This window comes from Alcaligenes sp. Marseille-Q7550 (assembly GCF_965112015.1).
Genome location: NZ_CBCOPU010000001.1, coordinates 1,563,602 through 1,588,825, shown reverse-complemented (window position 1 = coordinate 1,588,825; position 25,224 = coordinate 1,563,602). Strand labels below are relative to the sequence as shown.

The window sequence follows — 25,224 nt, the reverse complement described above, 5'->3', positions numbered from 1 at the left end:
GCATCAATGGGTTTGTTCCGCTCGGCGGCCACGGTCAGTGGCCTGACGCTGCTGTCCCGCATCACGGGACTGGCGCGCGATATCCTGATTGCCCGCGCTTTTGGCGCCGGCCCTCTCACCGACGCCTTCTGGGTGGCGTTCCGCATTCCCAACCTGCTGCGGCGGCTGTTCGCCGAAGGCGCGTTCTCGCAGGCCTTCGTGCCCATTCTGGGGCAGGCCCGCAAGGACAACGACGAGGCGGGCGTGCGCCGGCTGCTGGACCGCGTGGCCCTGCTGCTGACCGTCGCCCTGATGGCCGTGACCGCCATCGGCATCCTGGCCGCTCCCTGGCTGGTCACCGCCATGGCCAGCGGCATGGCCGCGCCCGAACGCCAGCACGAGTTCGGCGCGGCGGTGGCCATGACGCGGCTGATGTTCCCCTACATCATCTGCATGTCGCTGGTGGCCTTCGCCTCGGGCGTGCTCAACACCTGGAGCCGCTTCGCCATCCCGGCCTTCACGCCCATCCTGCTGAACCTGTCCATGATCGCGGCCAGCGTCCTGCTGGCCCCGCACATGGAAACGCCGATTTACGCCCTGGCGGTAGGCGTCATGGCCGGTGGCGTGGCGCAATTGGCGGTGCAGTGGGCGGCCCTGGCCCGCCTGGGCCTGCTGCCGCGCTTCTCGCTGAAGATAGGCCAGGCGCGCCGCGATCCCACGGTGCGACGCATCCTCAGGCAGATGCTGCCCGCCATCCTGGGCGTGTCCGTCGCGCAGATCTCGCTGCTCATCAACACCAATATCGCCACCTGGCTGCAGGCCGGCAGCGTGACCTGGCTGTCCTTTGCCGACCGCCTGATGGAGTTCCCCACCGCGCTGCTGGGCGTGGCGCTGGGCACGGTGCTGCTGCCCAAGCTGTCGGCCGCGCACGCCAGGGGCGATGCGGACAATTACAACGCGCTGCTGGACTGGGGCCTGCGCCTGGTGCTGCTGCTGGGCCTGCCGGCCGCCGTGGGCATGGCCCTGCTGTCCGACGGCCTGGTGGCCACGCTGTTCCACTACGGCGCCTTCGGCGCAGCCGATGTGGCCCAGACCCGGCTGGCGGTGGGCGCCTATTCCGTGGGCCTGGTGGGCCTGCTGGCCATCAAGATCCTGGCGCCGGGCTTCTATGCCAAGCAGGACATACGCACGCCGGTCAAGATCGCCATAGGCGTGCTGGTGCTGACCCAGCTTTTCAACCTGCTGCTGGTGCCCCACTACGCGCACGCCGGCCTGGCGCTGTCCATCGGGCTGGGCGCCACCGTCAACGCCCTGACGCTGCTGACGCTGCTGGTGCGCCGCGGCATCTACCGCCCCCGACGCAACTGGCTCTCCTTCCTGCTGCGCCTGGCGCCCGCCCTGCTGGCGCTGGCCGCCGTGCTGCTGCTGGCCGACCGGCACATCGACTGGATCGCCCTGGGGACCGCGCCCCTGCTGCGCGTGCTGTGGCTGGCCGGCGTGCTGGCGGCGAGCGGCGCCGTCTATCTGGGCATGCTGTTTGTGTTGGGTTTTCGACCCTCTTACTTTACAAAGCGGGGTTGATGACTTAGAATTGCTGTCTTTGCCGATTAAACTTTAAAACTTAGTAAATACATATGGCTAATTCCGCACAAGCTCGCAAGCGCGCCCGCCAAGCAGTGGCCCGCAACAAACACAACGCCAGCATCCGTTCCATGCTGCGTACCGCGATCAAGCGTGTTCGCCAGGCCATCGACGCCGGCGACAAGGCAGCTGCCAACGAAGTCTTCCGCAAGGCCACCAGCATCATCGATCGCGTGGCCGACAAGAACATCATCCACAAGAACAAGGCCGCTCGCCACAAGAGCCGTCTGTCCGCCGCCATCAAGGCTCTTGCCTGATCGCAGACGGTTTTAATGGTTTAATCGGCCCTGGCCTAAAAAACCAGACAAAAAGGGGTGCCAGGCACCCCTTTTTCATTGGCCGAAAAACCATCGCCTCGCCTTGCGAGGCCGGCGTCCCCTTCCAGGCGCGGGCCCGTGCGGACACATCCCGCAGCACCGGAATACAGCGTATTCAACGCCATGGCCACCCGTGCGCCGGCACGCAAAGCCATGCCTTGCCCTGCAAGGCAAACATGCTAAGTTATGGTTTTGAATGCGCCTGCGTTAAATACCATGACCCGCCCCATTCTGCTCCAGCTCGTCCCCCTGGCTGACCACCCTGCCCTGCAGCGCGTGGACGCACACTATGAGCGGGTCCAGGTCAGCGATCCGGGCCAGCTTCCTTCCGGCCTTGCCCAGCGCGTCCAGATCATACTGGCAACCGCCATGACGCCCGTCACCGCCGCCCTTATGGACCAGCTGCCCGCGCTCAAGGCCATCTGCAGCATAGGCGTCGGCTACGATGCCATCGACCGCCGCCACGCGCACCAGCGCGGCATTGCCGTCAGCAACACGCCCGACGTGCTCAATGACTGCGTGGCCGACATGGCCTGGGCCCTGATGCTGGACACGGCGCGTCGGGTCAGCGAAGCCGACCGCTATGTGCGCGCCGGCCAATGGCGCCAGGCCAACAGCTTTCCGCTCGCTACGCGCGTCAGCGGCAAGAAGCTGGGCATCGTCGGGCTGGGCCGCATCGGCCAGGTCATCGCGCGCCGGGCCGGCGGCTTCGACATGGAGCTGCGCTACCACAATCGGCGGCCCCGCAAGGATGTGGACTGGCATTACGAGCCCTCGCTGATCGAACTGGCCCACTGGGCGGACATCCTGGTGATCGCGGCCGTCGGGGGCGACGAGACGCGCGGCCTGATCAATCGCGCCGTCATGGACGCCCTGGGCCCGCAGGGCATCCTCATCAACATTTCGCGCGGCAGCGTGGTGGACGAACGGGCCCTGATCAAGGCACTGCAGGAAGGCCGGCTGGGCGGCGCGGGGCTGGACGTCTTTGAAAGCGAGCCAGGCGTACCCGAAGAACTGGCGCGCCTGGACCAGGCGGTGCTGACGCCGCATGTGGCCAGCGCCACCCGCGAAACGCGCGACGCCATGCTGCGCCTGACCCTGGACAATATCCTGCATTTCCAGCGGACCGGCTCCCTGCTGACCCCGGTCGCTTTCCACGAGTAAAGCCGGCGGAGTAAAAAAAAACCCTGTCACGGACAGGGCTTGCTTGCAGATCAGGACTCGGTCTTGCTCATGTCGGTGGGATCGATGCCGCTGGTTTTCAGGTTGTTGTCCTGGGCAAATCCGCACACGAACTTCCAGGCCAGCGGTTCGAGTTCACGCAGGCGGGCGTCCACCACCACGCAGCGCACCCCGTCGATCAGGCGAGGCACCACATAAGGGGAGTAGGTCAGGTGGCCGCCGGCCGCGCCCGCCGGACGGAACTGGGACATCACCCCGGCCAGGCGCTCTGCCCAGTCGCTGGGACGGAAACGCTGGTCCTGCCGGGTCACACCATGGATTACAAGTTGCTTAACTGGCTCTGTCATAACAATTAAAGACTGATCGCGCCGGCCGGATAGGCTGCGCCGTTTTTTCCCCCGCCCCGCATTGTATCCGATCGGACGGGCCCGTATGCTTTCCACTCCCAAATTAAGCCGCTTGACAAGCGGCGTTCAAGCGGGCCCGAGCCTTCTTTTTGCCCGCCTGCCGCCAAGCCGGGCCCAAAAGCGGGGAACAGCCCCGACTTTGCTCTAACAGCCGGGACAGGGTAAGATGTTTTTCTTTTACGCAGGATTCTTTATGGATGCCACCGTGCAAGCAGGGCCGCTTCGGCACTTTCTGCAGTTTCGCGACTTTTCTCACGAAGAAATTTTGTATGTGCTGGAACGTGCTCGCCTGATCAAGGACAAGTTCAAGCGCTACCAGCCGCATCACACGCTGCACGACCGCACCCTGGCCATGGTGTTCGAAAAAGCCAGCACCCGCACCCGCGTGTCCTTCGAAGCCGGCATGTACCAGCTGGGCGGCTCCGTCATCCATCTGACCACCACCGATTCGCAGCTGGGCCGCTCCGAGCCCATCGAAGACACCGCCCGCGTGGTCTCGCGCATGGTGGACATCGTCATGATCCGCGCCTTGGAGCAGACCCGCCTGGAACGCTTCGCCTCCCATTCGCGCGTGCCCGTCATCAACGGTCTGACCAATGAATTCCATCCCTGCCAGATCCTGGCGGACATTTTCACCTTCATCGAGCACCGCGGCGACATTCGCGGCAAGACGGTGGCCTGGATCGGCGACGCCAACAATATGGCCTACACCTGGCTGCAGGCCGCCGAAATCCTCGGCTTCACCTTGCACGTCTCGGCCCCCAACGGCTACCGCCTGGAACCGGCCCGCACCGGCAATCCCGCCCCCTCCGTACTGCAGGAGTTCGACGATCCGCTGCAGGCCTGCAAGGGCGCGCACCTGGTCACCACAGACGTCTGGACCAGCATGGGCTACGAAGCTGAAAACGAAGAACGCCGCAAGGCCTTCGCCGACTGGTGCGTGGACGAGGAAATGATGGCCGCGGCCGACCCTTCGGCCATCTTCATGCACTGCCTGCCCGCGCATCGCGGCGAGGAAGTCACCGGAGAGGTCATCGACGGGCCGCAAAGCGTCGTCTGGGACGAGGCCGAAAACCGCCTGCACGCACAGAAAGCCCTGATGGAATTCCTGATCCTGGGCCGCCAGCAAAGCTAGGCCGGACCGGCCTGGGCGGCCCCGCCCTCCACCACCACCCCCGAAAGCCGGTAGCCGACCTGCAGTTCGGTCAGCAGATGCCTGGGCTGCGAGGCGTCATCCTCGAGTTTCTGCCGCAGCTGCATCATGTAGACGCGCAGATAATGGGGCCTGTCCGAATAGGACGCCCCCCAGGTTTCATGCAGCAGATGCTGATGGGTCAGCACCTTCCCATGCCCCCGGATCAAGGCTCCCAGGAGGCGGAATTCGATCGGCGTCAAATGCACCGCCTCATCGCCGCGCATGACTTCATGCGTGGAAAGATCAACCGTCACCTGGCCGAACCTGACCCGGGACGAAGCGGCCTGCGCCTGGAAGAACTGCTGCGAGCGACGCAAGAGCGCGCGGATTCTGGCCAGCAGCTCAGGCACGCCGAAGGGCTTGACCAGATAGTCGTCTGCGCCCGCATTCAGCGTCTCCACCTTTTCCTCTTCGCGCTCCCGGGCGGACAGGACCAGGATCGGCGCCGACATCCAGCCGCGCAGCTCGCGGATCAACTTCTTGCCGTCGCCATCGGGCAGCCCCAGATCCACGATGAGCAGGTCGGGTCTGCGCGTGGCGGCATCCACCCTCGCCTGCTCAACCGAAGCGACCTCGCAGACCGTCATCTCCTCCCGCTCCAGGGCAATGCGGACGAAACGCCTGATGTTCGGTTCGTCCTCGACAATCAATATCTTCGGTTTGTTCATGCTTGGGCCTGGTCGATGTCTATCTTGGGTGCGGCGCGCCAGGGCAGGCGGATTTCAAAAATGGCGCCCTGAGGCTGGCGCGGCTTGGCGCAGATGGCGCCGCCATGCGCAGCGACAATGGTACGGCACAATCCCAGTCCCAGGCCGACCCCGGCAGTGGAAGACTCTTTCTGCCCGCGGCTGAACGACTCGAACAGCCGTTCAGGATCGCCGGCCGGCAGGCCGGGGCCATCGTCGCCGATCAGCAGATACATGGAATCGCCCGAGCACAGGCAGCGCACCGTAATGGTGCTGGTCGGGGGCGTGTACTTGGCGGCATTGTCGAGCAGATTGGCGAGCACCCGCTCCATGAGCACGGCATCCACCTCGACCAGCGGCAGATCGGGCGGGACATCCATCAGTACCGACCGGGGCGACAAGGCCGCCGCACAGCGCGCCAGCGCGGCCCCGACGATTTCGCCCGGCGCATGCCATTCTTTGTGCAGCTTCACCCCTTCGTGCTGCATGCGGGCCAGATCCAGCAGATTGGACACCTGGCGACGCAACTCGTCCGCTTCGATGCGGATGGATCGGGCGATGTCGATGCGTTCGACCTCTGCCAGCCCATTGGGATGCTCCAGGGTTTCGGCCAGGCCGCGGATCGCCGTCAACGGGGTCCGGAGATCGTGCGATACGGCCGACAAGAGCGTATTGCGCATCTTCTCGCCTTCCATGCGGACCACCGTGTCCTGGGCGACTTCCACATAATGGATGCGCTCCAGCGCTTGGGCGATGGTGAAGCAGCAGGCATCCAGCAAGCGCCGGGTGCCCGGCGCGCCGAACGAGGCGGCCCCGGACGGCCGGGTCGCCAGCACGCCGCGCGGGGCCATGGGCCCCTTCAAGGGCAGATAGAGCGCAAGAGCGCCATTGAGCGTCTGCGTACCGTGCCCGGCCTGCTCCACATGATCGAAAGCCCATTGCGCGACCGACAGCTCCACGAAGTCCGCGCAGCGCGTGACCACGAGCCGCCCCTTTTCGTCCGGGACGATCAGGACGACGGGCGTCTCGAACAGCGGCTCTATCGTGTCCCGGCACACGGCGACCACCTGCTCGAGCGCAATCGAGCCGGCCAGTTCGCGCGTCACGCGCGCCAGCGCATTCGCGCGGCGCTCGCCTTCCCGCGCCATGCGGGCTTCCGCCTGCAGCCTGGCCGCAAGCTGGCCTATGATGAGCGCCACGGACAGCATCACCCCGAAGGTGAAGACATACTGAGTGTCGGTGACCGAAAACGAAAACCGCGGCTCGACGAAAAAGAAATCGAAGAAGGCCACGGACAGCAAAGACGCCCACATCCCGGCAAGGCGGCCCAGACGCAGGGCGATGAATACCACGGTGATCAGAAACAGCATGACCACATTCGACAGGTCAAAGACGCTGAGCAACTGTGCAGCCACCAGAGCGGTGGCGACGCAGACGGCCGTGGCGGCCGCCAGCGCGCCGCCCTGCCCCTTGGGCCAAAGATTCCAAGGGCGCCGCGGCGGTCGTCGACCTGAGTCGGTGCGCAGCAGCACCAGGCCCATCTCGGGACTGGTGCGGGCGATCCGCTCGGCCAGGCGGGGCTGAAACGAAAAGCCAGACCGCGCCCTGCCTGCACCCAGGATGAGCTTGGTTGCATTGCGCTGGCGCGCATAGGCCAGAATCGTGCGCGCCACCTCCAGGCCGGCGATATTGACGAACTCGGCCCCGGCATGCTGCGCGCTGGCGGCCAGGCGCGCCAGCGCCTCCTGCGCCTCGGGCCTGGCGCTTTCATGGGGCTGATCCACATGCAGGACGATCCATTGGGCCTGCAGCTGCTGGGCGAGCCTGGCCCCCTCCCTGATCAAGGCGTCCTGGCCGCCTTCCGCGCTGACGCACACCATCAGCAGCTCGCGCGTGGGCCAGACCGTGCGGATCGCATGCGAGATCCGGTACACGCGGACATCCGCGTTGACCCTGTCCGCCATGCGGCGCAGGGCCAGTTCGCGAAGTGCGATGAGGTTGCCGCGCCGAAAGAAATTCCGGCGCGCCTGGGCCATCGACGAAGGCAGGTAGACCTTGCCCGAATTCAGCCGCTCCAGCAGATCGTCGGGCGGAAGATCGACCAGCACCACATCGGCCGCCCGGTCAAAGACCCGGTCAGGCACCGTTTCCCGGACGCGCACCCCCACGATGCTTCCCACCACGTCGTTCAGGCTGTCCAGATGCTGCACGTTCAAGGCCGTGTAGACATCGATGCCGGCGTCCAGCAGCTCCTCGACATCCTGCCATCGCTTGGCATGGCGGCTGCCCGCGGCATTCGAGTGGGCGAGCTCGTCGACCACCAGCAGCCGACAGCCCGAGGCGAGCGCACCGTCCAGGTCGAACTCGGCCTGCACGCGGCCGTTGCGCACGCGCTCCTGGCGCGGCAGCACAGGCAGCCCCTGGGCCAGCGCCAGCGTTTCCTGGCGCCCATGGGTTTCGACGATGCCTATGGCGACGGCCACGCCGTCCGCCTGCTGCTGGTGCGCCGCCTTGAGCATGGCGCAAGTCTTGCCCACGCCGGCGCAGGCGCCGAAGAATATCTTGAGCTGACCCCGGCGGGGCCGATGCGGGTCATCGCCCACGATCTTCAAAAGTGCGTCCGGATCGGGCCGCTCCTCGATCATCATCTGCTCCCGTGCTCCTTTCAGGAAAGTTGGCCTCGATATTACGCTCTCATCAGAAGAAAGGCGTCAAGAGCATGTCGATCAGCTTGATGCCCGCGAACGGAGCGACAAGCCCGCCCGCCCCGTAGATGAGCAGATTGCGCCGCAGCAGGTGGCTTGCCGGTTCCGCCCTGTACTTCACCCCGCGCAGGGCAAGCGGAATCAGGGCGACAATGATCAGGGCGTTGAAGATCACGGCGGACAGAATGGCGGTAGCCGGGCTGTGCAGCTGCATGATGTTCAGCGCCTGCAGCGCCGGATAGGTGGCCACGAACGCCGCCGGGATGATGGCGAAATACTTGGCCAGGTCATTGGCGACGCTGAAGGTCGTCAGGGCGCCGCGCGTCATGATCATCTGCTTGCCGACTTCGACCACGCGCAGCAGCTTAGTCGGACTGCTGTCCAGGTCCACCATGTTGCCGGCTTCCTTGGCCGCCTGGGTGCCGCTGTTCATCGCGACGGCGACATCGGCCTGCGCAAGCGCGGGCGCGTCATTGGTGCCGTCGCCGGTCATCGCGACCAGATGCCCCTGCTCCTGGTAGCAGCGGATCAGCTGCAGCTTGTCCGGCGGCGTGGCCTCCGCCAGATAGTCATCCACGCCCGCCTCGGCCGCGATCGCCGCAGCCGTGAGCTTGTTGTCGCCAGTGATCATGACGGTCTTGATGCCCATTGCGCGCAGCTCGGCAAAACGCTCCTTGATGCCGCCTTTCACGATATCTTTCAGTTCGACCACGCCAAGCGCCATATTGCCGTCCGCCACGACCAGCGGCGTGCTCCCGCGCCTGGCGACCTCGTCGACGAGTCTGTCCAGCTCGTCGGGAAACACGCCGCCCAGCGATTGCACATGCGAACGGATGGCGCTGGCCGCGCCTTTGCGGATCCGGCGCCCGCCGATATCGATGCCGCTCATCCGGGTATGCGCGCTGAATGCGACCGTCCGGGCGCCGTGCAGTTCGCGCCCCCGCAGGTTGAATCTGCGCTTGGCCAGCACGACGATCGAGCGCCCCTCCGGCGTCTCGTCCGCCAGCGAGGCGAGCTGCGCCGCATCTGCCAGCCCCTGTTCCGTCACGCCCGGAGCGGGGATGAATGCCGAGGCCTCCCGGTTGCCCAGCGTGATGGTCCCCGTCTTGTCCAGCAGCAGCACATCGACATCGCCCGCAGCCTCGATGGCGCGGCCGGAGGTGACGAGCACATTGGCCTTCATCATGCGGCTCATGCCCGCAACGCCGACGGCCGACAGCAGCGCGCCGATGGTGGTCGGGATCAGACAGACGAGCAAGGCGATCAAGGCCGTGATCGTCACCGGCGAGCCTGCTCCGGTCACCAGGGTGGCAAAGCGGGAAAACGGCAGCAGCGTCACGCACACCAGCAAAAACACCAGGGTCAGCGCGACCAGCAGGATGTTCAGCGCGACTTCATTGGGCGTCTTGCCCCGTTTGGCGCCTTCCACCATGGCGATCATGCGATCGAGGAAGGCCTCGCCGGGCCGGGCCGTGACGCGCATCACGATCCAGTCGGACAAGACGCGGGTGCCTCCCGTGACCGAGCAGAAATCGCCTCCCGACTCGCGGATCACGGGGGCCGATTCGCCGGTGATCGCCGATTCATCCACGGACGCTGCGCCCTGCAGCACCTCGCCATCGGCCGGAATGAGCTCGCCGGCATCCACCCGCACATAGGCGCCCACCACCAGTTCGTCGCTGGGCACAGGCCAGGAGGGGCTGTGGCGCCTTGGCTCTTTGAGCACCCGCGCCACCACTCGCTGGCGCGTGGCGCGCAGCGCGTCCGCCTGCGCCTTGCCCCGGCCTTCGGCCACGGCTTCGGCGGCATTGGCAAAAAGCACCGTGAACCAGAGCCAGGCCGCTACCGCCAGGATGAAGCCGGCCGGGGCCTCGCCCTGGCCGAGCAGCGCCTGGACGCCCAGCAAGGTGGAGACGATGCTGCCCAGGTAGACGACGAACATCACCGGATTGCCGATCTGCACGCGCGGCGACAGCTTCCTGAAGGCGGCGGCGCACAGCGCCCGCCAGGCAAGAGGTCCGGGGACTTCGGAAACAGCGGCGTCTTGCCGCGTTTTCATAACGATGAAGGACATGGCGAGCTCCCTGTCTTAATGCGCTTCGGGCCGAGCGGGGACGGCCAGATCAAGCGCGAGATTGAGTTCCAGCACGTGGACCCGCGGATCACCCAGCACGCCTAGCTGGCGCGGGCTGGTGTATCTATCCATGAGCAGCCGCACCTGTTCCACCGGCACGCCCCGGGCCCTGGCGACGCGCGGCGCCTGCAATTGCGCGTTGGCGACCGAAATATGAGGGTCCAGGCCCGACGCCGAAGCCGTCACCGCATCGACGGGAACGAGGGCGTCGGCCGCCAGGCCGTTCATCTTCCGGTAGGCCAGGGTGCGCTCGGCCACGGCGTCGCGCAGCTGCCTGCTGAGCACGCCCTGATTGCTCGCCGCACCGGCTGCGGCGTTGTAGGGCTGGGCGGCGGCGCGGGACGGGTCGTCCGGGGCGGCGCCCATGGTCGCGCTGGGTCGGCCGTGGAAATACTCCGGCCCGGTGAAGTGCTGGCCGATCAGGCGGGATCCCACCACCTTGCCGTCCTTCACGACCAGGCTGCCCTGAGCCTGATCCGGAAAAAGGGCGACGCCGACCCCTGTCGTGGCGAGCGGGTATGCGACCCCCGCGAGCATCATGAAAAAGACGGCCGAAACGATCACGGGCCGGGCCAGGCTCTTGAAAAATGATGGCGATGAGCTGCCCGCAGCGGAAATAATGATGGTCGACATGAAATTCGCACCTCAGAAACTTGTTCCGTCGAGCATCAGCAGATGTTCGACAATCGGACCGAGCGCGAGCGTCGGCATGAAGGTCAGCCCGCCAACCACCAGGACCACGAAGATCAGCAAGCCGGTGAACAGCGCCGAGGAGGTCGACAAGGTGCCCGGCCCCTCGGGAATGGTTTTCTTGGCCGCCATGACGCCCGCGACGGCCAGCAAGGGCAGCAAGGTCAGGTAACGGCCGGTCAGCATGGCCAGGCCTATGGTTGTATTGAAGAATGGGGTATTGGCATTGAAACCCGCGAACGCCGAACCGTTGTTGGCCGTGCCCGACGCATAGGCGTACAGCACTTCGCTGAAGCCGTGCGGCCCCAGGTTGGAGAGGCTGTCCAGGGTCGACGGCATCAGGCTGGCGAGCGCTGTAAAGCCCAGAATGCTGAACGAACGCGCAAGCAGGGCCAGCATCACGTACTTCATCTCGCGCGCCTCGACTTTCTTGCCCAGGAACTCCGGCGTGCGCCCTATCATCATGCCCACCAGGAAAACCGTCAGAATGGCGTAGCTGACCAGGCTGATGAACCCGACGCCTATGCCACCGAACACATTGTTCAGCATCATCTGCGCCATCGGAACCAGGCCGCCGAGCGGCGTCAGCGAAGAATGCATGGCGTCCACCGAGCCGGTCGTGGCCGCCGTGGTCACGGTGGCGAACATGCTGCTTTGCGCGATGCCGAACCTCACTTCCTTGCCTTCCATATTGCCCCCGCCCTGCACGGCGCTCGGCCTCTGATCCACTCCCAGGGACGACAGCAAGGGATTGCCGGCCTGCTCGGCGCTGTAGGCCAGCCACAGAAATCCGATGAACATCACGACAAAGGCGGCGAACAATGCCCTGCCCTGGCTCCTGCGCCGCACCATCGCGCCGAAGGCATAGGTCAGGGCGGAGGGCACCAGCAACATGCCGAGCATGTGCAGCGTATTGGTGAGCGGGGTCGGATTCTCGAAGGGGTGCGCGGCATTCGTGCCGAAGAAGCCGCCGCCGTTGGTGCCTATGTGCTTGATGCTCTCCAGGCTGGCGACAGGGCCCAGAATGATCTGCTGCCTGGCACCTTCCAACGTGTCCGCCACGATCTGCGCGTCCAGCGTCTGCGGCACTCCCTGCCAGACGTAGACCAGCGCAATCAGAAAGCTGGCGGGCAGGAGCAGGCGATACAGAGAACGGGTGAAGTCCACCCAGTAATTGCCGATGTCGGCCGCGCTCTTGCGACTGAGGCCGCGCATGAACCCGCCGGCCGCCGCCAGCCCCGTGGCCGCGCTGACCGACATCAGGAAGGTGATCACGGCCATCTGCGACAGGTTGGAGAGGCTGGATTCGCCTGAATAAGCCTGCCAGTTGGTATTGGTGGTAAAGGACACCGCCGTGTTGAACGCCAGATCAGGCGGCTGTGCGGCGCGCGCGAGCGTATCGCCGGGCAGCAGGCCCTGCAGGCGCAGCAGCACATAGCCCAGCAGCAGCATGGCTGCGTTGCTCAGCAGCAAGGCCAGGCCGTAGCGCTTCCAGGACATTTTCTCGTCCGGATCGACGCCCAGCATCCGGTAAGTGCCTCGCTCCAGAAAGCCATGACGGGGACTGGTGAAAAGATGCGCTATCCATTTGCCTAGCGCCACGGCCAGCAGCGCCATGACCGCAAGAATAACGGCGAATTGAAAAATGTCCTCAAGCATGACGGCCTCCATCAGATTTTCTCGAGACCGATGGCAAACCGACCGCCACCGCAAAGAACATCACTGCCAGGGACACGAATACAAGATCACCCATATATGCACCTATGAAAAACGCGAAAGCCCCTTGGACCGGACATCAAAACCTCTCAGCCTTCACCAGGGCATACAACAGATAGGCAAAGAGGCCGGCTGAAACGGCGCCGGCCAGAATGGTGGTCAATGAGGCAGTCATCGAGAACTCCCAGTCGAATCCGCAAGCCGGCCGCATCCTCAGGCGGACACTGGCCGGAAACCGGAACTTCGTGTTTTCAGGACTGCCGATCCTGGAGCGCCCGGACCGTCGGTGAACCGGACGGCGCAGACGCTGCGCAAACCGGCAGCAGACGTGAAAAGTCTAGGATTTCCCGTATAAATTCAGGGATGTGTTTAGGCGCCTGCGTATAAGACGGCATATGGATGAGCGCCGCGCCCCGCGGGGCCTGCTTGTCGATGCGCCTTGGGCGGGTCCGGTTCGCCAAGGACGGACCAGGCGTTCGAGCCGCCCCTCGAACCAGCGCTGAGCAAAAAAAATCCCCGGCCAGAACCGGGGGGCTTCGATTCGTCCGGGGCGCGTCGGCTCCGGGGCGTTCACGCAGCGCAGCCGCGGCATCGAGCCTCGGCCGCCGGCTGCGCATGATCTCAGGCGTAATGCACGACCGAACGAATGGACTTGCCTTCGTGCATCAGATCGAACGCTTCATTGATCTGCGTGAGCGGCATGGTGTGCGTGACGAAAGGCTCGAGCTGGATGCGGCCGGCCATGGCATCCTCCACCATGCCGGGCAGTTCGCTGCGGCCCTTCACGCCGCCGAAGGCCGTGCCCATCCATTTGCGGCCCGTCACCAGCTGGAACGGACGGGTGGAAATCTCCTGCCCCGCGCCGGCCACGCCGATGATGACGCTCTGCCCCCAGCCGCGGTGCGCGCTTTCCAATGCGGCGCGCATCACATTGACGTTGCCGATGCACTCGAAGCTGTGGTCCACGCCCCAGCCGGTCATCTCCACGACCACTTCCTGGATCGGCTTGTCATGATCGTTGGGGTTGACGCAATCGGTAGCGCCGAAGGTGCGAGCGAGTTCGAACTTGGCGGGGTTGGTATCGATGGCGATGATGCGGCCGGCTTTGGCCAGCTTCGCGCCCTGGATCGCCGCCAGGCCGATCCCGCCCAGGCCGAACACGGCCACGGTGTCGCCTTCCTGCACCTTGGCGGTGTTCTTGACCGCGCCCAGGCCCGTGGTCACGCCGCAGCCCAGCAGGCAGACATGCTCGGGATTGGCCTCGGGGTTGACCTTGGCCAGCGAAACTTCGGCCACCACGGTGTATTCGCTGAAGGTGGAGCAGCCCATGTAGTGGTAGATGGGTTCGCCATTGTAGGAAAAGCGGGTGGTGCCGTCGGGCATCAGGCCCTTGCCCTGCGTGGCGCGCACGGCGGTGCACAGATTGGTCTTGCCGCTCTTGCAGAACAGGCATTCGCCGCATTCGGCAGTGTACAGCGGGATGACGTGATCGCCGGGCTTGACGCTGGTCACGCCTTCGCCGACCTCCACCACGATGCCGGCGCCTTCATGGCCCAGCACGGCGGGAAAAACGCCTTCAGGGTCGTCGCCGCTGAGCGTGAAGGCGTCGGTGTGGCAGACGCCCGTATGCGTGATCTTCACCAGCACTTCGCCTTTTTGCGGCGGGGCGACGTCAATCTCGACGATTTGCAGAGGTTCTCCAGCTTTGAAGGCGACGGCTGCGCGTGATTTCATGTAACTGTCCTTTGGTTGGTGAGCGTAAGAATGAGATGTCCAGGAAGCGATCCGCGGCCAGGCGGGTCAGCGCAGATATGCGCGCACCAGAGCGATGGCGTCGTCCACGGACGATTGCCGGGCATTGTCCTCGCTGGCCAGGGGAGCGAGCTCCTCGCGCAGATGACTCTCCAGCACGCCGGCCATCAGTCCATTGACGGCGCCGCGCACGGCGGCGATCTGTTGCAGCACTGGCCCGCACTCTTCCCCCTGCTCCAGCGCCCGTTCCAGGGCATCGAGCTGCCCGCGTATGCGACGGACACGGGCAAGAACACGTTTCTTTTCTTCTGGCGTGTGTGGCACGAAGAACCCCCTGAACCTACATACCCCCAGTATATCAAATATACTACCCAGGGGTATATGGAAAACCCCTAGAAACAGGCTGCGCACAGGAAAGAAGCAAGACGCCATGCAAAAAAAAAACCGGGAACAAAGTTCCCGGTTTTTTCATGGCGACAAGGCGATCAGTCCTGCTTGCCGTCCTTGAGCTGGGGCAGAGCCGAACCGGCCGCTGGCGCCAGCAAGCCGGTCTGGGTATAGGTGAACAGCTTGTTGCGGGTGTCCACGATATCCAGGTTGCGCATGGTGAGCTGGCCGATGCGATCGCGCGGCGAGAACATGCTGTCGACCTTTTCCATGCTCAGGCGCTCGGCCTTGTAGGTCAGGTTGGGCGAGACGGTATCCAGGATGGAATAATCGTTGCCGCGGCGCAGTTCCAGCGTGACTTCGCCGGTGATGGCGCGGGCCACCCAGCGCTGGGCGGTTTCGCGCAGCATGATGGCCTGGGGGTCGAACCAGCGGCCCTGGTAGAGCAGGCGGCCCAGGCGCAGGCCGTTGATACGGTACTGCTCGATGGTGTCTTCGTTGTGGATGCCGGTGACCAGGCGTTCGTAGGCGATGTGCAGCAGCGCCATGCCGGGAGCTTCGTAGATGCCGCGGCTCTTGGCTTCGATGATGCGGTTCTCGATCTGGTCGCTCATGCCCAGGCCGTGACGGCCGCCGATGCGGTTGGCTTCCAGCATCAGTTCGACGGGATCGGCGTATTCCACGCCATTCAGGGCCACGGGCTGGCCTTCCTCGAAGCGCACGCGCACTTCTTCGGCGGGCACGGCCACGGCGTCCTGCCAGAAGGCCACGCCCATGATGGGCTTGACGATGCGTATGCCGGCGTTCAGGTGCTCCAGGTCCTTGGCTTCGTGGGTGGCGCCCAGCATGTTGGAGTCGGTGGAGTAGGCTTTTTCGGCCGACATCTTGTAGTCGAAGCCGTTTTCGCGCATGTACTCGGACATTTCGGCGCGGCCGCCCAATTCGTCGATGAAGGTCTGGTCCAGCCAGGGCTTGTAGATCTTCAGGTCGGGGTTGGTCAGCAGGCCGTAGCGGTAGAAGCGCTCGATGTCGTTGCCCTTGTAGGTGCTGCCGTCGCCCCAGATATGGACGTCGTCTTCCTTCATGGCGGCCACCAGCATGGTGCCGGTCACGGCGCGGCCGATGGGCGTGGTGTTGAAATAGGTGACGCCGCCGGTGGAGATGTGGAACGCATTGCACTGCAGTGCGGCGATGCCTTCGACCACCAGTTGCTGGCGGCAATCGATCAGACGCGCGACCTTCGCACCGTATTCCTGGGCCTTGCGGGGGATGGCGTCGTAGTCGGGCTCGTCGGGCTGGCCCAGGTTCGCCGTGTAGGCGTAGGGGATGGCGCCCTTGTTACGCATCCAGAGAAGGGCGGCGCTGGTGTCCAGGCCGCCGGAAAAGGCGATGCCGACCTTCTGGCCGACAGGAATGGATTCGAGGATGGTTGTCATTATCGAGTCAGTAGTGGTGTGCAAGTACGTGCCCGCCCGCCGGACCGCGTGGCGGCCCTGCCCGGGACAAGGTCAATATGTCATTATATCGTCAGGACCGGCACTGGACACCCTCGCCCTGGAGGGATTTGACCACCCGGCGCGCGCGAACCACCTTTTCCGTGGAGAATGCTCATGCCCGACACCCCCACCCTGCCCCCCATCAGCCGCTATCCAGTGCCGGCGCTGGCCGACCTGCCCGACGACATCCGCGCCCGCATCGAGGCGGTGCAGGAAAAATCCGGCTTCATCCCCAACGTCTTCCTGGCCCTGGCGCACCGTCCCGACGAATTCCGCGCCTTCTTCGCCTACCATGACGCCTTGATGGACAAGCCCGGCGGCCTTACCCAGGCCGAGCGCGAAATGATCGTGGTCGCCACATCGGCCGCCAACCAGTGCCACTATTGCGTCATCGCCCACGGCGCCATCCTGCGCATCCGCGCCCGCGACCCGCTGATCGCCGACCAGGTGGCCATCAACTGGCGCAAGGCGGACATCAGCCCGCGCCAGAAAGCCATGCTGGACTTCGCCATGACGGTCTCGCAACGTTCGCAGGAGCTGGGCGAGGCCGACTTCCAGAACCTGCGCAACCATGGCTTCAGCGACGAGGACGCCTGGGACATCGCGGCCATCAGCGCCTTTTTCGGCCTGAGCAACCGCATGGCCAATTTCATGTCCATGCGCTGCAACGATGAATTCCACCTGCTGGGACGCGTTCCGCGCTGAGGTCCATGCGCATCATCCTGTTGGCGGCGGGCTTTGTATGCGTGGCGCTGGCCGTGGCCGGCGCCGTCCTGCCCTTGCTGCCCACCACGCCCTTCGTGCTGCTGGCCGGCTGGTGCTTTGCGCGCAGTTCGCCACGGTTCCATCTGTGGCTGCTGGAGCACCGCTGGCTGGGGCCGTACCTGCGCAACTGGCAGGACGGCCGCGGCCTGACCCGGCAGGCCAAGCGGCGCGCCCTGGCGCTGCTGTGGCTGTCCCTGGCGCTCTCGGCCTGGCTGGCCGAACAGGCCGGCTGGCTGCGCCTGCTGCTGCTGATCCCCGGCGCGGGCGCCACCTGGTATCTGCTGCGCTGCAAGACCCTGGAAGCGGGCGGCCCCGCCACCGCGCCGGATCGCATCCAAAAAGATTTACACTAACGTTTTTGCTCGAATTCCCGTTCAGTCCCATGTCCGCTCCCGTCATCCTGCTAGCCGCTGCCTTCATCACCAACCCATCGGGCCAGATCCTGCTGGTCCGCAAGCGCGGCAGCCCGTATTTCATGCAGGCCGGCGGCAAGCTGGAAGCCGGCGAAACCCCGCTCCAGGCCCTGCAGCGCGAACTCGAAGAAGAGCTGGGCCTGGCCGGCTCCGAAACCGCCCACGCCCGCTACGAAGGCTTCTTCGAATGCCCGGCCGCCAACGAACCGGGGCATGTGGTGCACGCGCACGTCTTCACCCTGACGCTGGATCGCGCCATCCAGGCCGCCGCCGAACTGGAAGAAGCGCGCTGGGTCGACCCGGCCCAGGCCCGCGAACTGCCCCTGGCCCCGCTGCTGGAAGAACACATCCTGCCGCGCCTGGCGGCCGTCTGAACACCCCGTGACGATGCGTTTTTTGGCATAATGACTGCCTTTGGCCGCCAGTGCGGCGGCCGCGGCTCCACGCCCAGTCCGGCCCGCAAAGGCGGGCTTTCTTCATTTGCCGGTTATCTATGTCCTCTGTTCCCAGCCAAGGCGCTGTCGTCACTTTCACTTTGCAGCAATTGCGGGCCGCCACCCAGGCGGGAGGCATTCTGGGCGTGTCGATCAAGGGCCAGGGAAACCATTTTTTCGTGCAGATCGCCACGCGCGCCGGCCAGGCCGTGCTGGTGACGGCGCGCAGCAAGGACCCGCGCAGCTTCAAGAGCCCCTTGCAGGCCATGATCCTGCTCAAGCAGATCGGCATCGTCACCGGCCAGTTCGACCTGAGCCAGTATTCCCCCGACCAGCACGAAACGCCGGTGCGCACGCGGCGCCGCCCCGCCACGCCCAGCAAGCTGGGCCTGCGCTGGAACCGCATCGCCGAGCGCATCTCCAGCCCCGAACAGCCTTCGCTGGACGACCCGTTCCTGAACATCAATGAAGAGCAGGCGCGCCGCCTGATGGCGCGCCAGGAGAACCAGCAGCTGAGCCTGCTGGGAGGCAAGCCCAACTGAACGGCGACGCCGTGGCCGGCGCCGGCCACGGCATTGAGGAAAAGCAAAAAAAAGAGCGCCCGCAGGCGCTCTTCGCATGGCAGGCCCTTAGGCCCGGCACAACTCACCCACGCCGTAGGCCTGCGCCAGAGCCGCCTGCAGATCATCCTGCAGATCTTGCACATCTTCCAGGCCGACATGCAGGCGCAGCAGCTGCCCCTGCCCGAACAGCGGCCGGCCATCGCGCCGGGGCATGTCCAACGGCAAGGCAAGGCTTTCGAATCCGCCCCAGGACAGGCCGATGCCGAACAGCTTCAAGCTGCGGAAGAAGCGCGACAACTGCTCGGCCGACAAGGGCTCCAGCACCACGCCGAACAGGCCCGTGGAACCCAGGAAATCCCGTTCCCAGAGCGCATGCCCCGGGTGCGACTCCAGGGCCGGGTGCAGCACCTGCAAGACCTGCGGCTGCCGTTCCAGAAAGCGCGCCAACTGCAGGGCGCTGGCCTGGTGCTGGCGCAGGCGCACGCCCAGCGTGCGCAGGCCGCGCAAGGCCAGGAAGGCATCGTCGGGGCCGGCAGTCTGGCCGAAGTCATGCGCGGCGCGGCGCAGCAAGGGCCAGGCCCGTTCATTGGCCGTGGCCACGCCCAGCAGGGCATCCGAATGACCGGTCAGGTATTTGGTGGCGGCATGCACCGAAATGTCGACGCCATGCTCGAAAGGCCTGAAGAACAAAGGCGTGGCCCAGGTATTGTCCATGATCACATAGGCACCGGCCGCGTGCGCGCAACAGGCGATGGCGGGAATGTCCTGGATCTCGAACGTGCCCGAACCGGGCGACTCCACATAGACCGCCTTGGTGTCGGACCGGATCAAGGCGGCGATCCCAGCGCCGATGGACGGCTCGTAGAACTGCACCTGGATGCCCATGCGGCCGGCCAGCACCTGCAGGGCAAAAGCGCGCATGGGCCCATAGACCGAATCGGGCAGCAGCACATGGTCGCCCTGCTCCAGCACGCCCAGCAAGGCGTGGCTGCAGGCCGCCAGACCTGAAGGAAACAGCCAGGCGCGGTGTCCGCCCTCGAGCTCGGCCACGGCTTGCGCCAGCGTCTGCAAGGTGGGATTGGTGAAGCGGCCGTAGGAAGCATAGGGATTGTCCGGCTCCTTGCGCTCGGTCCATTGTTCCAGCGTATCGGCCAGAATGGTCGAGCCCCGGCAAACCGGCACGTTCACGAAACCGTTCGATACCGCCGCGTCGCGGCCCAGATGGGTCAATCGGGTGTCCCTGTAGTCACAATTGTGCATGCTGTTTTCCTGTCGGTGACCGGCCCATGTGCGGACCGATAGGAACAGTCTACGCAAAATGCCGGGAGGAATATTGCGTTTTTCTGCCTCTGGAGCCACAATTAAGACAATCAAATTCCTGTTACTTTCTGAAAACAGGAAAATAATTGCTCCTGCTAGACAAATTCGACAAAAACATTCTTGACCTGCTGCAGAACGACGCCACCTTGTCCATCCAGGACATCGCCGATCGCGTGGGCCTGTCCAGCACGCCCTGCTGGCGCCGCATCCAGCGCCTTGAGCAGGACGGCTATATCGAGAAACGGGTGGCGCTGCTGAACCAGGAAAAGCTCAACGTGGGCGTGACGGTGTTCGTGGCCATCAAGACCAATCAGCACAACAAGCAGTGGTACCGGCAGTTCTCCGCGGTGGTGGATGCCATCCCCCAGATCGTGGAGTTCTACCGCATGAGCGGCGACACGGATTATCTGCTGCGCGTGGTCGTGCCGGACATCAGAAGCTTCGACCGGGTCTACCAGCGCCTGATCAGCGAAATCGAGCTGACCGATGTCAGCTCCAGCTTCGCCATGGAGCAGATCAAATACACCACCCGCCTGCCTCTGGACTACGCCTGAACGCCCCGACGGGCCTGGGACCCGTCCGAGACGCTAGAATTCGTATTCCACGTCCAGCGTGCGGCCCGGCAGCAGACGCTGCGGCTCGGATTGCGCCAGCATGGCCTGCATGCCGAACAAGGTGCCCTGGGGAAACTGCCGGCTGGACGCCAGTGCCAACCCCGGCTGCACGCCGACCTGGCCGGTGGCCTGATTCACATTGCGCATGGGGCAGCGCGTACAAGGCCGTATGAAGGCGAAGCTCAGACCCGGTGCGCTGACGCCCAGCACGTAATCTTCCTCGTAGGCCGGCAGGCCTTCAAACACGATATTGGCCCGGAAGCGGTCCATGGGCACGGCCTGCTCGCCGGACTGCACCACACGCTGATTGAGCTCATCCAGGGACGCCTGGTTGGCGAACAGAAACGGCAAGGCGTCGGCAAAGGCGAAGCCCTGTTCCTGACGGCCCACGTCCCGCCAGCCATTCGCCTTGTCCAGCCAGGGCTGGACGCGTTCGGGCTGCACGTAGCGCCGCGCCGCGTCGTGGCGGCGCAACAAACGGCACGGCGTCTGCAGGAAGGCGCTGAACCAATGCGCGACCTCATCGCCCTCGTCCCGTCCCAGCGTTTCCGCGTTCCAGATGCGCACCGGCACAGGCGTCTGCGCGCGGTCCGCGCCGTCCAGCGACCAGGACAGCGCCGGCATGCCGGGCGCCTGGACCGTGATGCATCCTGCGGACACCTGCGGCCGGATCAGGGCCATGCGCGGCCAGCGCCGCTGCGTCATGAAGATTCCCGCCTCGTCCACCACGACCCATTCCCGATCGTGGTCCAGCCCGGCCGCGCTGACTCCCACTCCGTCCGGATGCGTCTGGGCGCCGCAGGATTTGATGGGGTAGGTGTACAGGCCGGTAATGGTGATCATGACGAAGCAAAGCAAGATGATGGGCAATGGCACATTCTAGAGCATCAGCCCGACCATCTGCATGCTGGCTGCTGCGCGTCGCCATGAGCGGGCGCTGCGCTTGACGTGGCGCCCCGCGGACAAGCACCACTTGACAAAGCACTTAACTTATGACTTAATAGTTGCTTGATCGCGCAAATCATCCATTACATTAAGAACTTGCGATCGAACCCAAGCGCATGGCGTTACCCCAGTCAGCCATGCTTGAAGTCCATGGCTGCTGCCGTCGGACCTTGGGTAATACCGAGGCACTTGCGTGCCAAAACTTTCATAATCATTTTTCATGCCGCCCGAACAGGGAACCTTTTCCCAAAGGCGGCACACAAAACCAGCTGTGCAACCGGCGCTCCCGACCCAACACGAGACCGCCTGCCGCATCGATGCGTCGCATCGGTCCTGTTGCCGGCCTGCGTCCGCCTTTCAGGCGGATTTTTAAAGCATGAGGCCTGTTTGCTCACCAGAGCGCGGTCCGTCCCGGTGTCATAAAACTTCAACAAGAACACGATGTAATGGCGCCATACGAAAAGGAAAAAATACATGAAGAACATCTATCCAACCGGTTTGATTTCGCGTCCCGACCATATCACCCTGAACAAGACCGACATCCGCATCGGCGACACGGTCTATCTGCAACCCAAGAACGGCCCGCGCATGGCTGGCACCGTCATTTTCAGCTCGCCAGTGCATGGCTGCACCACCTACACGGCCGACAGCCTGACCGAAGGCCAGGGTCCCAAGGTACGGTTCCGCTTCCGCCTGCAGGACGTGCATCACGTGGCCCCGCGCCACGCCGGCCATCATCTGAACTGATGGCCCGTGGCGGCGCTCCGCGCCGCCCGCCCCCTTCCTTTAACGGCACCAAATATTACAAACCGTAAAAAATCTTCCGGTTTCGACTTACAATAGTTGCGGCTTAAAACTTACCCGGCGCTGCCAGGCGTCTTTCACACGCGCGCGCGTAAATGGCAATGGGTTTTATTTCGACGCAACTTCCCTGGTTACGTCCTCCCTGGCGCCAGACCATCCTCACCGGTCTTTGCCTGTTCGGACTGATCTACATGCTGACGCTGCTGGGCATATCCACGCGGCGCCACGACATGCTGGCGACCTTCTGGCCGTCCGATGCCATCGCACTGGGACTATTCCTGCGCCATCGCGACTGGGGCGCCCGCCCCGTCTACTGGCTGGCTGTCGCCCTGAGCTATCTATGCGCCGAACTGAGCAATCAAAGCCCCGTCCTCATCTCGACCATGCTGGCGGGAGCCAATATGCTCAGCTTGGGCCTCGCTTACCGCCTGCTGACTCGCAGCCCCTATGTGGACCTGTCGCTGCGCCGTCCCCAGGCCATTCTGGCGCCGGTCGCCTACTGTGCGCTGGCCTCCTTCGCCTCGTCATTGCCCGGCGGACTGGCCCATCATCTGTACACCCGGCAGGACCTGCTCTCGGCCAGCCTTTCCTGGCTGATCACGGGATTGCTCACCTACACGGCGATCCTGCCCGTGCTCCTGGCTGCGCCGCCCGAGCCCCTGAAGCGTCTGCGTCAATACTGGAACGAGCCCCACACCCTGACGCTGGCGGATCTGGCGCCCGCCGCCCTGCTGCTGCTCAGTTGCCTGCTGAGCCTGTTCATCGGCGGGCCGGGCTCGCTGGCCTTCCCCGTGCTTCCCTTGCTGTGGTGCGCGTTGAGCTATCCGCTGTTCGGCACCGCCCTGCTCACCCTTCTCTACGTTCTGTGGTCCCTGTTCGCGGTGTGGCAGGCAGCCGGCCTGTTGCCCGATGCCTCCTCGTCTTCGTTGAATTCGCTGTCCATCCGCATCGGCATCGCCTCCATCGCGCTGGCGCCCATCACCGCCGCCTGCATCATGGCCGCACGCAACGAAGCAGTGGAAAAATTGCAGCGCCTGGCCCTGTACGACGCACTGACCGGCATGCTCAACAAGCCCGCCTTCCACCAGCAAGGCCAGGCCCTGCTGATCCGGTGCAGGCTGAGCCATGCGCCGGTCAGCGCGCTGCTGCTGGACATAGACCATTTCAAGCCGGTCAACGATACGCATGGACATCATGCCGGCGACCAGGCCCTGGTGGCCGTGGCGCACCGCATCCAGACCGCGCTGCGCGATACCGATCTGTGCGGCCGGCTCGGCGGCGAGGAGTTCGGCATCCTGTTGCCAGACTGCAGTCCCATGCAGGCCCATGCGGTGGCGGAGCGCGTGCGCCAGAGCGTTGCCCGCGAACCCGTGCTGCTCGAGGACGGGCAAGAACTGGCGCTGACCGCCAGCCTGGGGGTTGCCACGCTGGGAGCCGACACGCCCGACCTGAAGGCCTTGCTGCGCCAGGCGGACAAGGCCCTTTACCGGGCCAAGCACGCCGGCCGCGACCGCAGCCATTCCTTCGACTGGCCGGGTCCCGCAGCGGACGCTTGACTGTTTCCGTAACGGGCATGATACTTGTGTATCAATAGGAAACATAACAGAGGCGTACATGCCCCAGGTTCAAAGCTCGACCTTGTGCGAAGCCTGCCTGCAATTGCCGCAAGGACTGGCCACGGCGGAACCGCATGCCGATCTGCGCCTGCTCGGCCTGCATCCGCCCGCCCGCGACGGCTCTCACGAAACCCAGTATCGCTGTCAGCGCTGCCAGACACATTGGCTATTGCGCACCAACCGCTGGGGCGTGCCTGAAGGTTTCCGGCTCAAACCGCTGTAGAAACCGCACTTATCCACAAAAAATGTGGGTAACCCTGGGGAGAATCTCCCGCCGGAGCCCCGGGGCCAGCCAGGAGCAAGGCCTCGCGGCGGCCCGCATCGCTCCCGTCACCGCTTGACCAGCGCCTGCGCCGTGTAGGCAAAGCGCAGCGCATGAACTACCATGACTGCTTTGCCTGTTACCCGTTCCCGTATGTCCGCCCTGCTGTTTGACACCGAAACCACCGGCACCGCCCAGCCGCAGATCATCGAAGCCGCCTGGCTGCGCCTGAGCGACCCCGTCTTCCTGCTCGTCGACGAAGAATTCGAGCAACGCTACCGCCCCGATGAAGCCATCGCTCTGGGCGCACTGGCCACGCATCACATCTACGACGAAGAACTGCAAGACTGCCCTCCGCACACCGACTTCGCCCTGCCGGCGGACACCCAGTACCTGATAGGCCACAACGTGGACTACGATTGGGGCTGCGCCGGTCGCCCGGAGATCAAGCGCATCTGCACCTTGGCGCTGGCCCGCCACCTGCTGCCCGGACTGGACAGCTACAGCCAGTCCGCGCTGATCTACCATATTGATCGCGCCAATGCGCGCGAGCGGTTGCGCCAGGCCCACTCCGCCTTGGCGGACGTGCGCAACTGCCTGTCGCTGCTGCAGTTTCTCCTGAGCCATACCCAGAACGTCCACACCTGGGAGCAGCTCTGGCAACTGTCGGAAAAAGCCCGCATCCCCACCGTGCTGCGCTTTGGCAAGCACAAGGGCATGGCGATCGCCGACGTGCCGCAGGACTACAAGAACTGGCTGCTGCGCCAGCCCGACCTGGACCCCTACCTGATCAAGGCGCTGAAAGGCCAGGCCTGAACCGGACAGCCTCGCGATATCCCTAATGGAGCGGCGGGCGTTTTTGCCCAACCATAGAAGTCCCTGCAAGCACTTCATGAGGTGGCAAATGACCGAGGTTTCATACGTCACGAAAGATATGAGTCGGGACCCCTACGAACGCATCACGTATCTGGGGGGAGCAGGCTGGCAACGTTCGCAGCCTGAGGTCGTACAACGCATCGAGCAAGGCCTGGAGGATTACTACATCACTCTGCATGGCGTCCCGGCCAAGCTCGTGGTGGCGCTCAGCCGCTTCGGCGCCAAATACCTGAAAACCGAGATCGAAGGCGAGGAACCTCATTTCCTGCTGAGCCTGCCGGCCAGCCCGGGTTGACCATGATCCGCCCCGCGGCGGGGCATTCCA

26 protein-coding genes are annotated in these 25,224 nt (G+C 64.6%); 14 read left to right on the top strand and 12 right to left on the bottom strand.

The window, feature by feature from the left end; translation table 11 throughout:
* Nucleotides 1-6: 6 nt before the first annotated feature.
* The 3 genes from murJ (at nt 7) to ACWPWO_RS07595 (ending at nt 3,101) form a co-directional block, all read left to right on the top strand.
* Nucleotides 7-1,560: a murein biosynthesis integral membrane protein MurJ gene (gene murJ / locus ACWPWO_RS07605; RefSeq protein ID WP_454005673.1), complete on the top strand. Its 1,554-nt coding sequence runs from the start codon at nt 7-9 to the stop codon at nt 1,558-1,560.
* Nucleotides 1,561-1,613: 53 nt separating this feature from the next.
* The gene (gene rpsT, locus ACWPWO_RS07600; RefSeq protein ID WP_394065320.1) at nt 1,614-1,877 is read left to right on the top strand and encodes a 30S ribosomal protein S20; all 264 of its coding nucleotides are present in this window, start codon (nt 1,614-1,616) and stop codon (nt 1,875-1,877) included.
* Between the two features lie 276 nt (nt 1,878-2,153).
* The gene (locus ACWPWO_RS07595; protein WP_454005670.1) at nt 2,154-3,101 is read left to right on the top strand and encodes a 2-hydroxyacid dehydrogenase; all 948 of its coding nucleotides are present in this window, start codon (nt 2,154-2,156) and stop codon (nt 3,099-3,101) included.
* A gap of 50 nt (nt 3,102-3,151) precedes the next feature.
* Here the strand turns inward: ACWPWO_RS07595 and ACWPWO_RS07590 are convergent, their stop codons facing one another.
* Complete coding sequence (locus tag ACWPWO_RS07590) at nt 3,152-3,466, bottom strand: DUF3579 domain-containing protein (protein ID WP_454005668.1); 315 nt, start codon at nt 3,464-3,466, stop codon at nt 3,152-3,154.
* Between the two features lie 253 nt (nt 3,467-3,719).
* Between ACWPWO_RS07590 and argF the strand changes: the two genes are divergently transcribed.
* Nucleotides 3,720-4,661 carry an ornithine carbamoyltransferase gene (gene argF, locus ACWPWO_RS07585; RefSeq protein WP_454005666.1) on the top strand — a complete coding sequence of 314 codons (942 nt, stop codon included), beginning with the start codon at nt 3,720-3,722 and terminating at the stop codon, nt 4,659-4,661.
* On the opposite strand, the gene ACWPWO_RS07580 is transcribed toward argF, so the two are convergent.
* From ACWPWO_RS07580 to argG, 9 genes are all read right to left on the bottom strand, one after another.
* On the bottom strand, nt 4,658-5,389 hold the full coding sequence (locus tag ACWPWO_RS07580; protein ID WP_454005664.1) for a response regulator: 732 nt from the start codon (nt 5,387-5,389) through the stop codon (nt 4,658-4,660). The genes argF and ACWPWO_RS07580 overlap by 4 nt on opposite strands.
* Nucleotides 5,386-8,055, bottom strand: coding sequence for a DUF4118 domain-containing protein (locus tag ACWPWO_RS07575; protein ID WP_454005662.1), 2,670 nt, complete (start codon nt 8,053-8,055; stop codon nt 5,386-5,388). Before ACWPWO_RS07575 ends, ACWPWO_RS07580 begins: the two co-directional genes overlap by 4 nt.
* Before the next feature lie 49 nt (nt 8,056-8,104).
* Nucleotides 8,105-10,186, bottom strand: coding sequence for a potassium-transporting ATPase subunit KdpB (gene kdpB / locus ACWPWO_RS07570; RefSeq protein ID WP_454005660.1), 2,082 nt, complete (start codon nt 10,184-10,186; stop codon nt 8,105-8,107).
* Between the two features lie 15 nt (nt 10,187-10,201).
* The gene (kdpC, locus tag ACWPWO_RS07565; RefSeq protein WP_454005658.1) at nt 10,202-10,879 is read right to left on the bottom strand and encodes a potassium-transporting ATPase subunit KdpC; all 678 of its coding nucleotides are present in this window, start codon (nt 10,877-10,879) and stop codon (nt 10,202-10,204) included.
* Between the two features lie 12 nt (nt 10,880-10,891).
* A complete protein-coding gene (gene kdpA / locus ACWPWO_RS07560) occupies nt 10,892-12,595 on the bottom strand; it encodes a potassium-transporting ATPase subunit KdpA (protein WP_454005656.1) in 1,704 nt (567 codons plus the stop codon).
* A gap of 136 nt (nt 12,596-12,731) precedes the next feature.
* Nucleotides 12,732-12,827 (bottom strand): K(+)-transporting ATPase subunit F, encoded by a 96-nt coding sequence (kdpF, locus tag ACWPWO_RS07555; RefSeq protein ID WP_454005654.1) that lies wholly within the window; start codon nt 12,825-12,827, stop codon nt 12,732-12,734.
* Nucleotides 12,828-13,273: 446 nt separating this feature from the next.
* The gene (locus ACWPWO_RS07550; protein ID WP_454005652.1) at nt 13,274-14,386 is read right to left on the bottom strand and encodes an S-(hydroxymethyl)glutathione dehydrogenase/class III alcohol dehydrogenase; all 1,113 of its coding nucleotides are present in this window, start codon (nt 14,384-14,386) and stop codon (nt 13,274-13,276) included.
* Between the two features lie 66 nt (nt 14,387-14,452).
* Entirely contained in the window at nt 14,453-14,728 is a 276-nt protein-coding gene (gene frmR / locus ACWPWO_RS07545) for a formaldehyde-responsive transcriptional repressor FrmR (protein WP_454005650.1), read from the bottom strand.
* Between the two features lie 161 nt (nt 14,729-14,889).
* Complete coding sequence (gene argG / locus ACWPWO_RS07540; RefSeq protein WP_454005648.1) at nt 14,890-16,227, bottom strand: argininosuccinate synthase; 1,338 nt, start codon at nt 16,225-16,227, stop codon at nt 14,890-14,892.
* A gap of 174 nt (nt 16,228-16,401) precedes the next feature.
* Between argG and ACWPWO_RS07535 the strand changes: the two genes are divergently transcribed.
* From ACWPWO_RS07535 to ACWPWO_RS07520, 4 genes are all read left to right on the top strand, one after another.
* Nucleotides 16,402-16,992 (top strand): peroxidase-related enzyme, encoded by a 591-nt coding sequence (locus ACWPWO_RS07535; protein WP_454005646.1) that lies wholly within the window; start codon nt 16,402-16,404, stop codon nt 16,990-16,992.
* Nucleotides 16,993-16,997: 5 nt separating this feature from the next.
* Nucleotides 16,998-17,405, top strand: coding sequence for a YbaN family protein (locus ACWPWO_RS07530; RefSeq protein WP_454005644.1), 408 nt, complete (start codon nt 16,998-17,000; stop codon nt 17,403-17,405).
* Nucleotides 17,406-17,434: 29 nt separating this feature from the next.
* On the top strand, nt 17,435-17,839 hold the full coding sequence (locus ACWPWO_RS07525) for an NUDIX hydrolase (RefSeq protein WP_394065305.1): 405 nt from the start codon (nt 17,435-17,437) through the stop codon (nt 17,837-17,839).
* A 119-nt stretch (nt 17,840-17,958) separates the two neighbouring features.
* A complete protein-coding gene (locus ACWPWO_RS07520) occupies nt 17,959-18,441 on the top strand; it encodes a hypothetical protein (RefSeq protein WP_394065304.1) in 483 nt (160 codons plus the stop codon).
* Nucleotides 18,442-18,528: 87 nt separating this feature from the next.
* Here ACWPWO_RS07520 and metC read toward each other — a convergent pair whose 3' ends face one another.
* Nucleotides 18,529-19,722, bottom strand: coding sequence for a cystathionine beta-lyase (metC, locus tag ACWPWO_RS07515; protein WP_454005641.1), 1,194 nt, complete (start codon nt 19,720-19,722; stop codon nt 18,529-18,531).
* Nucleotides 19,723-19,874: 152 nt separating this feature from the next.
* Here metC and ACWPWO_RS07510 point away from each other — a divergent pair, with 152 nt between their 5' ends.
* Complete coding sequence (locus tag ACWPWO_RS07510; protein ID WP_454006310.1) at nt 19,875-20,336, top strand: Lrp/AsnC family transcriptional regulator; 462 nt, start codon at nt 19,875-19,877, stop codon at nt 20,334-20,336.
* Nucleotides 20,337-20,369: 33 nt separating this feature from the next.
* Here the strand turns inward: ACWPWO_RS07510 and ACWPWO_RS07505 are convergent, their stop codons facing one another.
* The gene (locus ACWPWO_RS07505) at nt 20,370-21,239 is read right to left on the bottom strand and encodes an MOSC domain-containing protein (protein ID WP_454005639.1); all 870 of its coding nucleotides are present in this window, start codon (nt 21,237-21,239) and stop codon (nt 20,370-20,372) included.
* Between the two features lie 576 nt (nt 21,240-21,815).
* Here ACWPWO_RS07505 and ACWPWO_RS07500 point away from each other — a divergent pair.
* The 5 genes from ACWPWO_RS07500 to ACWPWO_RS07480 all read left to right on the top strand — a co-directional run bounded on the left by ACWPWO_RS07500 (nt 21,816) and on the right by ACWPWO_RS07480 (nt 25,194).
* Entirely contained in the window at nt 21,816-22,088 is a 273-nt protein-coding gene (locus ACWPWO_RS07500; protein WP_454005637.1) for a hypothetical protein, read from the top strand.
* A 158-nt stretch (nt 22,089-22,246) separates the two neighbouring features.
* Nucleotides 22,247-23,701, top strand: coding sequence for a diguanylate cyclase (locus tag ACWPWO_RS07495; protein ID WP_454005635.1), 1,455 nt, complete (start codon nt 22,247-22,249; stop codon nt 23,699-23,701).
* 58 nt (nt 23,702-23,759) lie between these two features.
* On the top strand, nt 23,760-23,984 hold the full coding sequence (locus ACWPWO_RS07490) for a hypothetical protein (protein ID WP_394065299.1): 225 nt from the start codon (nt 23,760-23,762) through the stop codon (nt 23,982-23,984).
* A 162-nt stretch (nt 23,985-24,146) separates the two neighbouring features.
* Nucleotides 24,147-24,839 (top strand): 3'-5' exonuclease, encoded by a 693-nt coding sequence (locus ACWPWO_RS07485; protein ID WP_394065298.1) that lies wholly within the window; start codon nt 24,147-24,149, stop codon nt 24,837-24,839.
* A gap of 118 nt (nt 24,840-24,957) precedes the next feature.
* Complete coding sequence (locus ACWPWO_RS07480) at nt 24,958-25,194, top strand: DUF3892 domain-containing protein (protein WP_394065297.1); 237 nt, start codon at nt 24,958-24,960, stop codon at nt 25,192-25,194.
* Nucleotides 25,195-25,224: the final 30 nt, after the last annotated feature.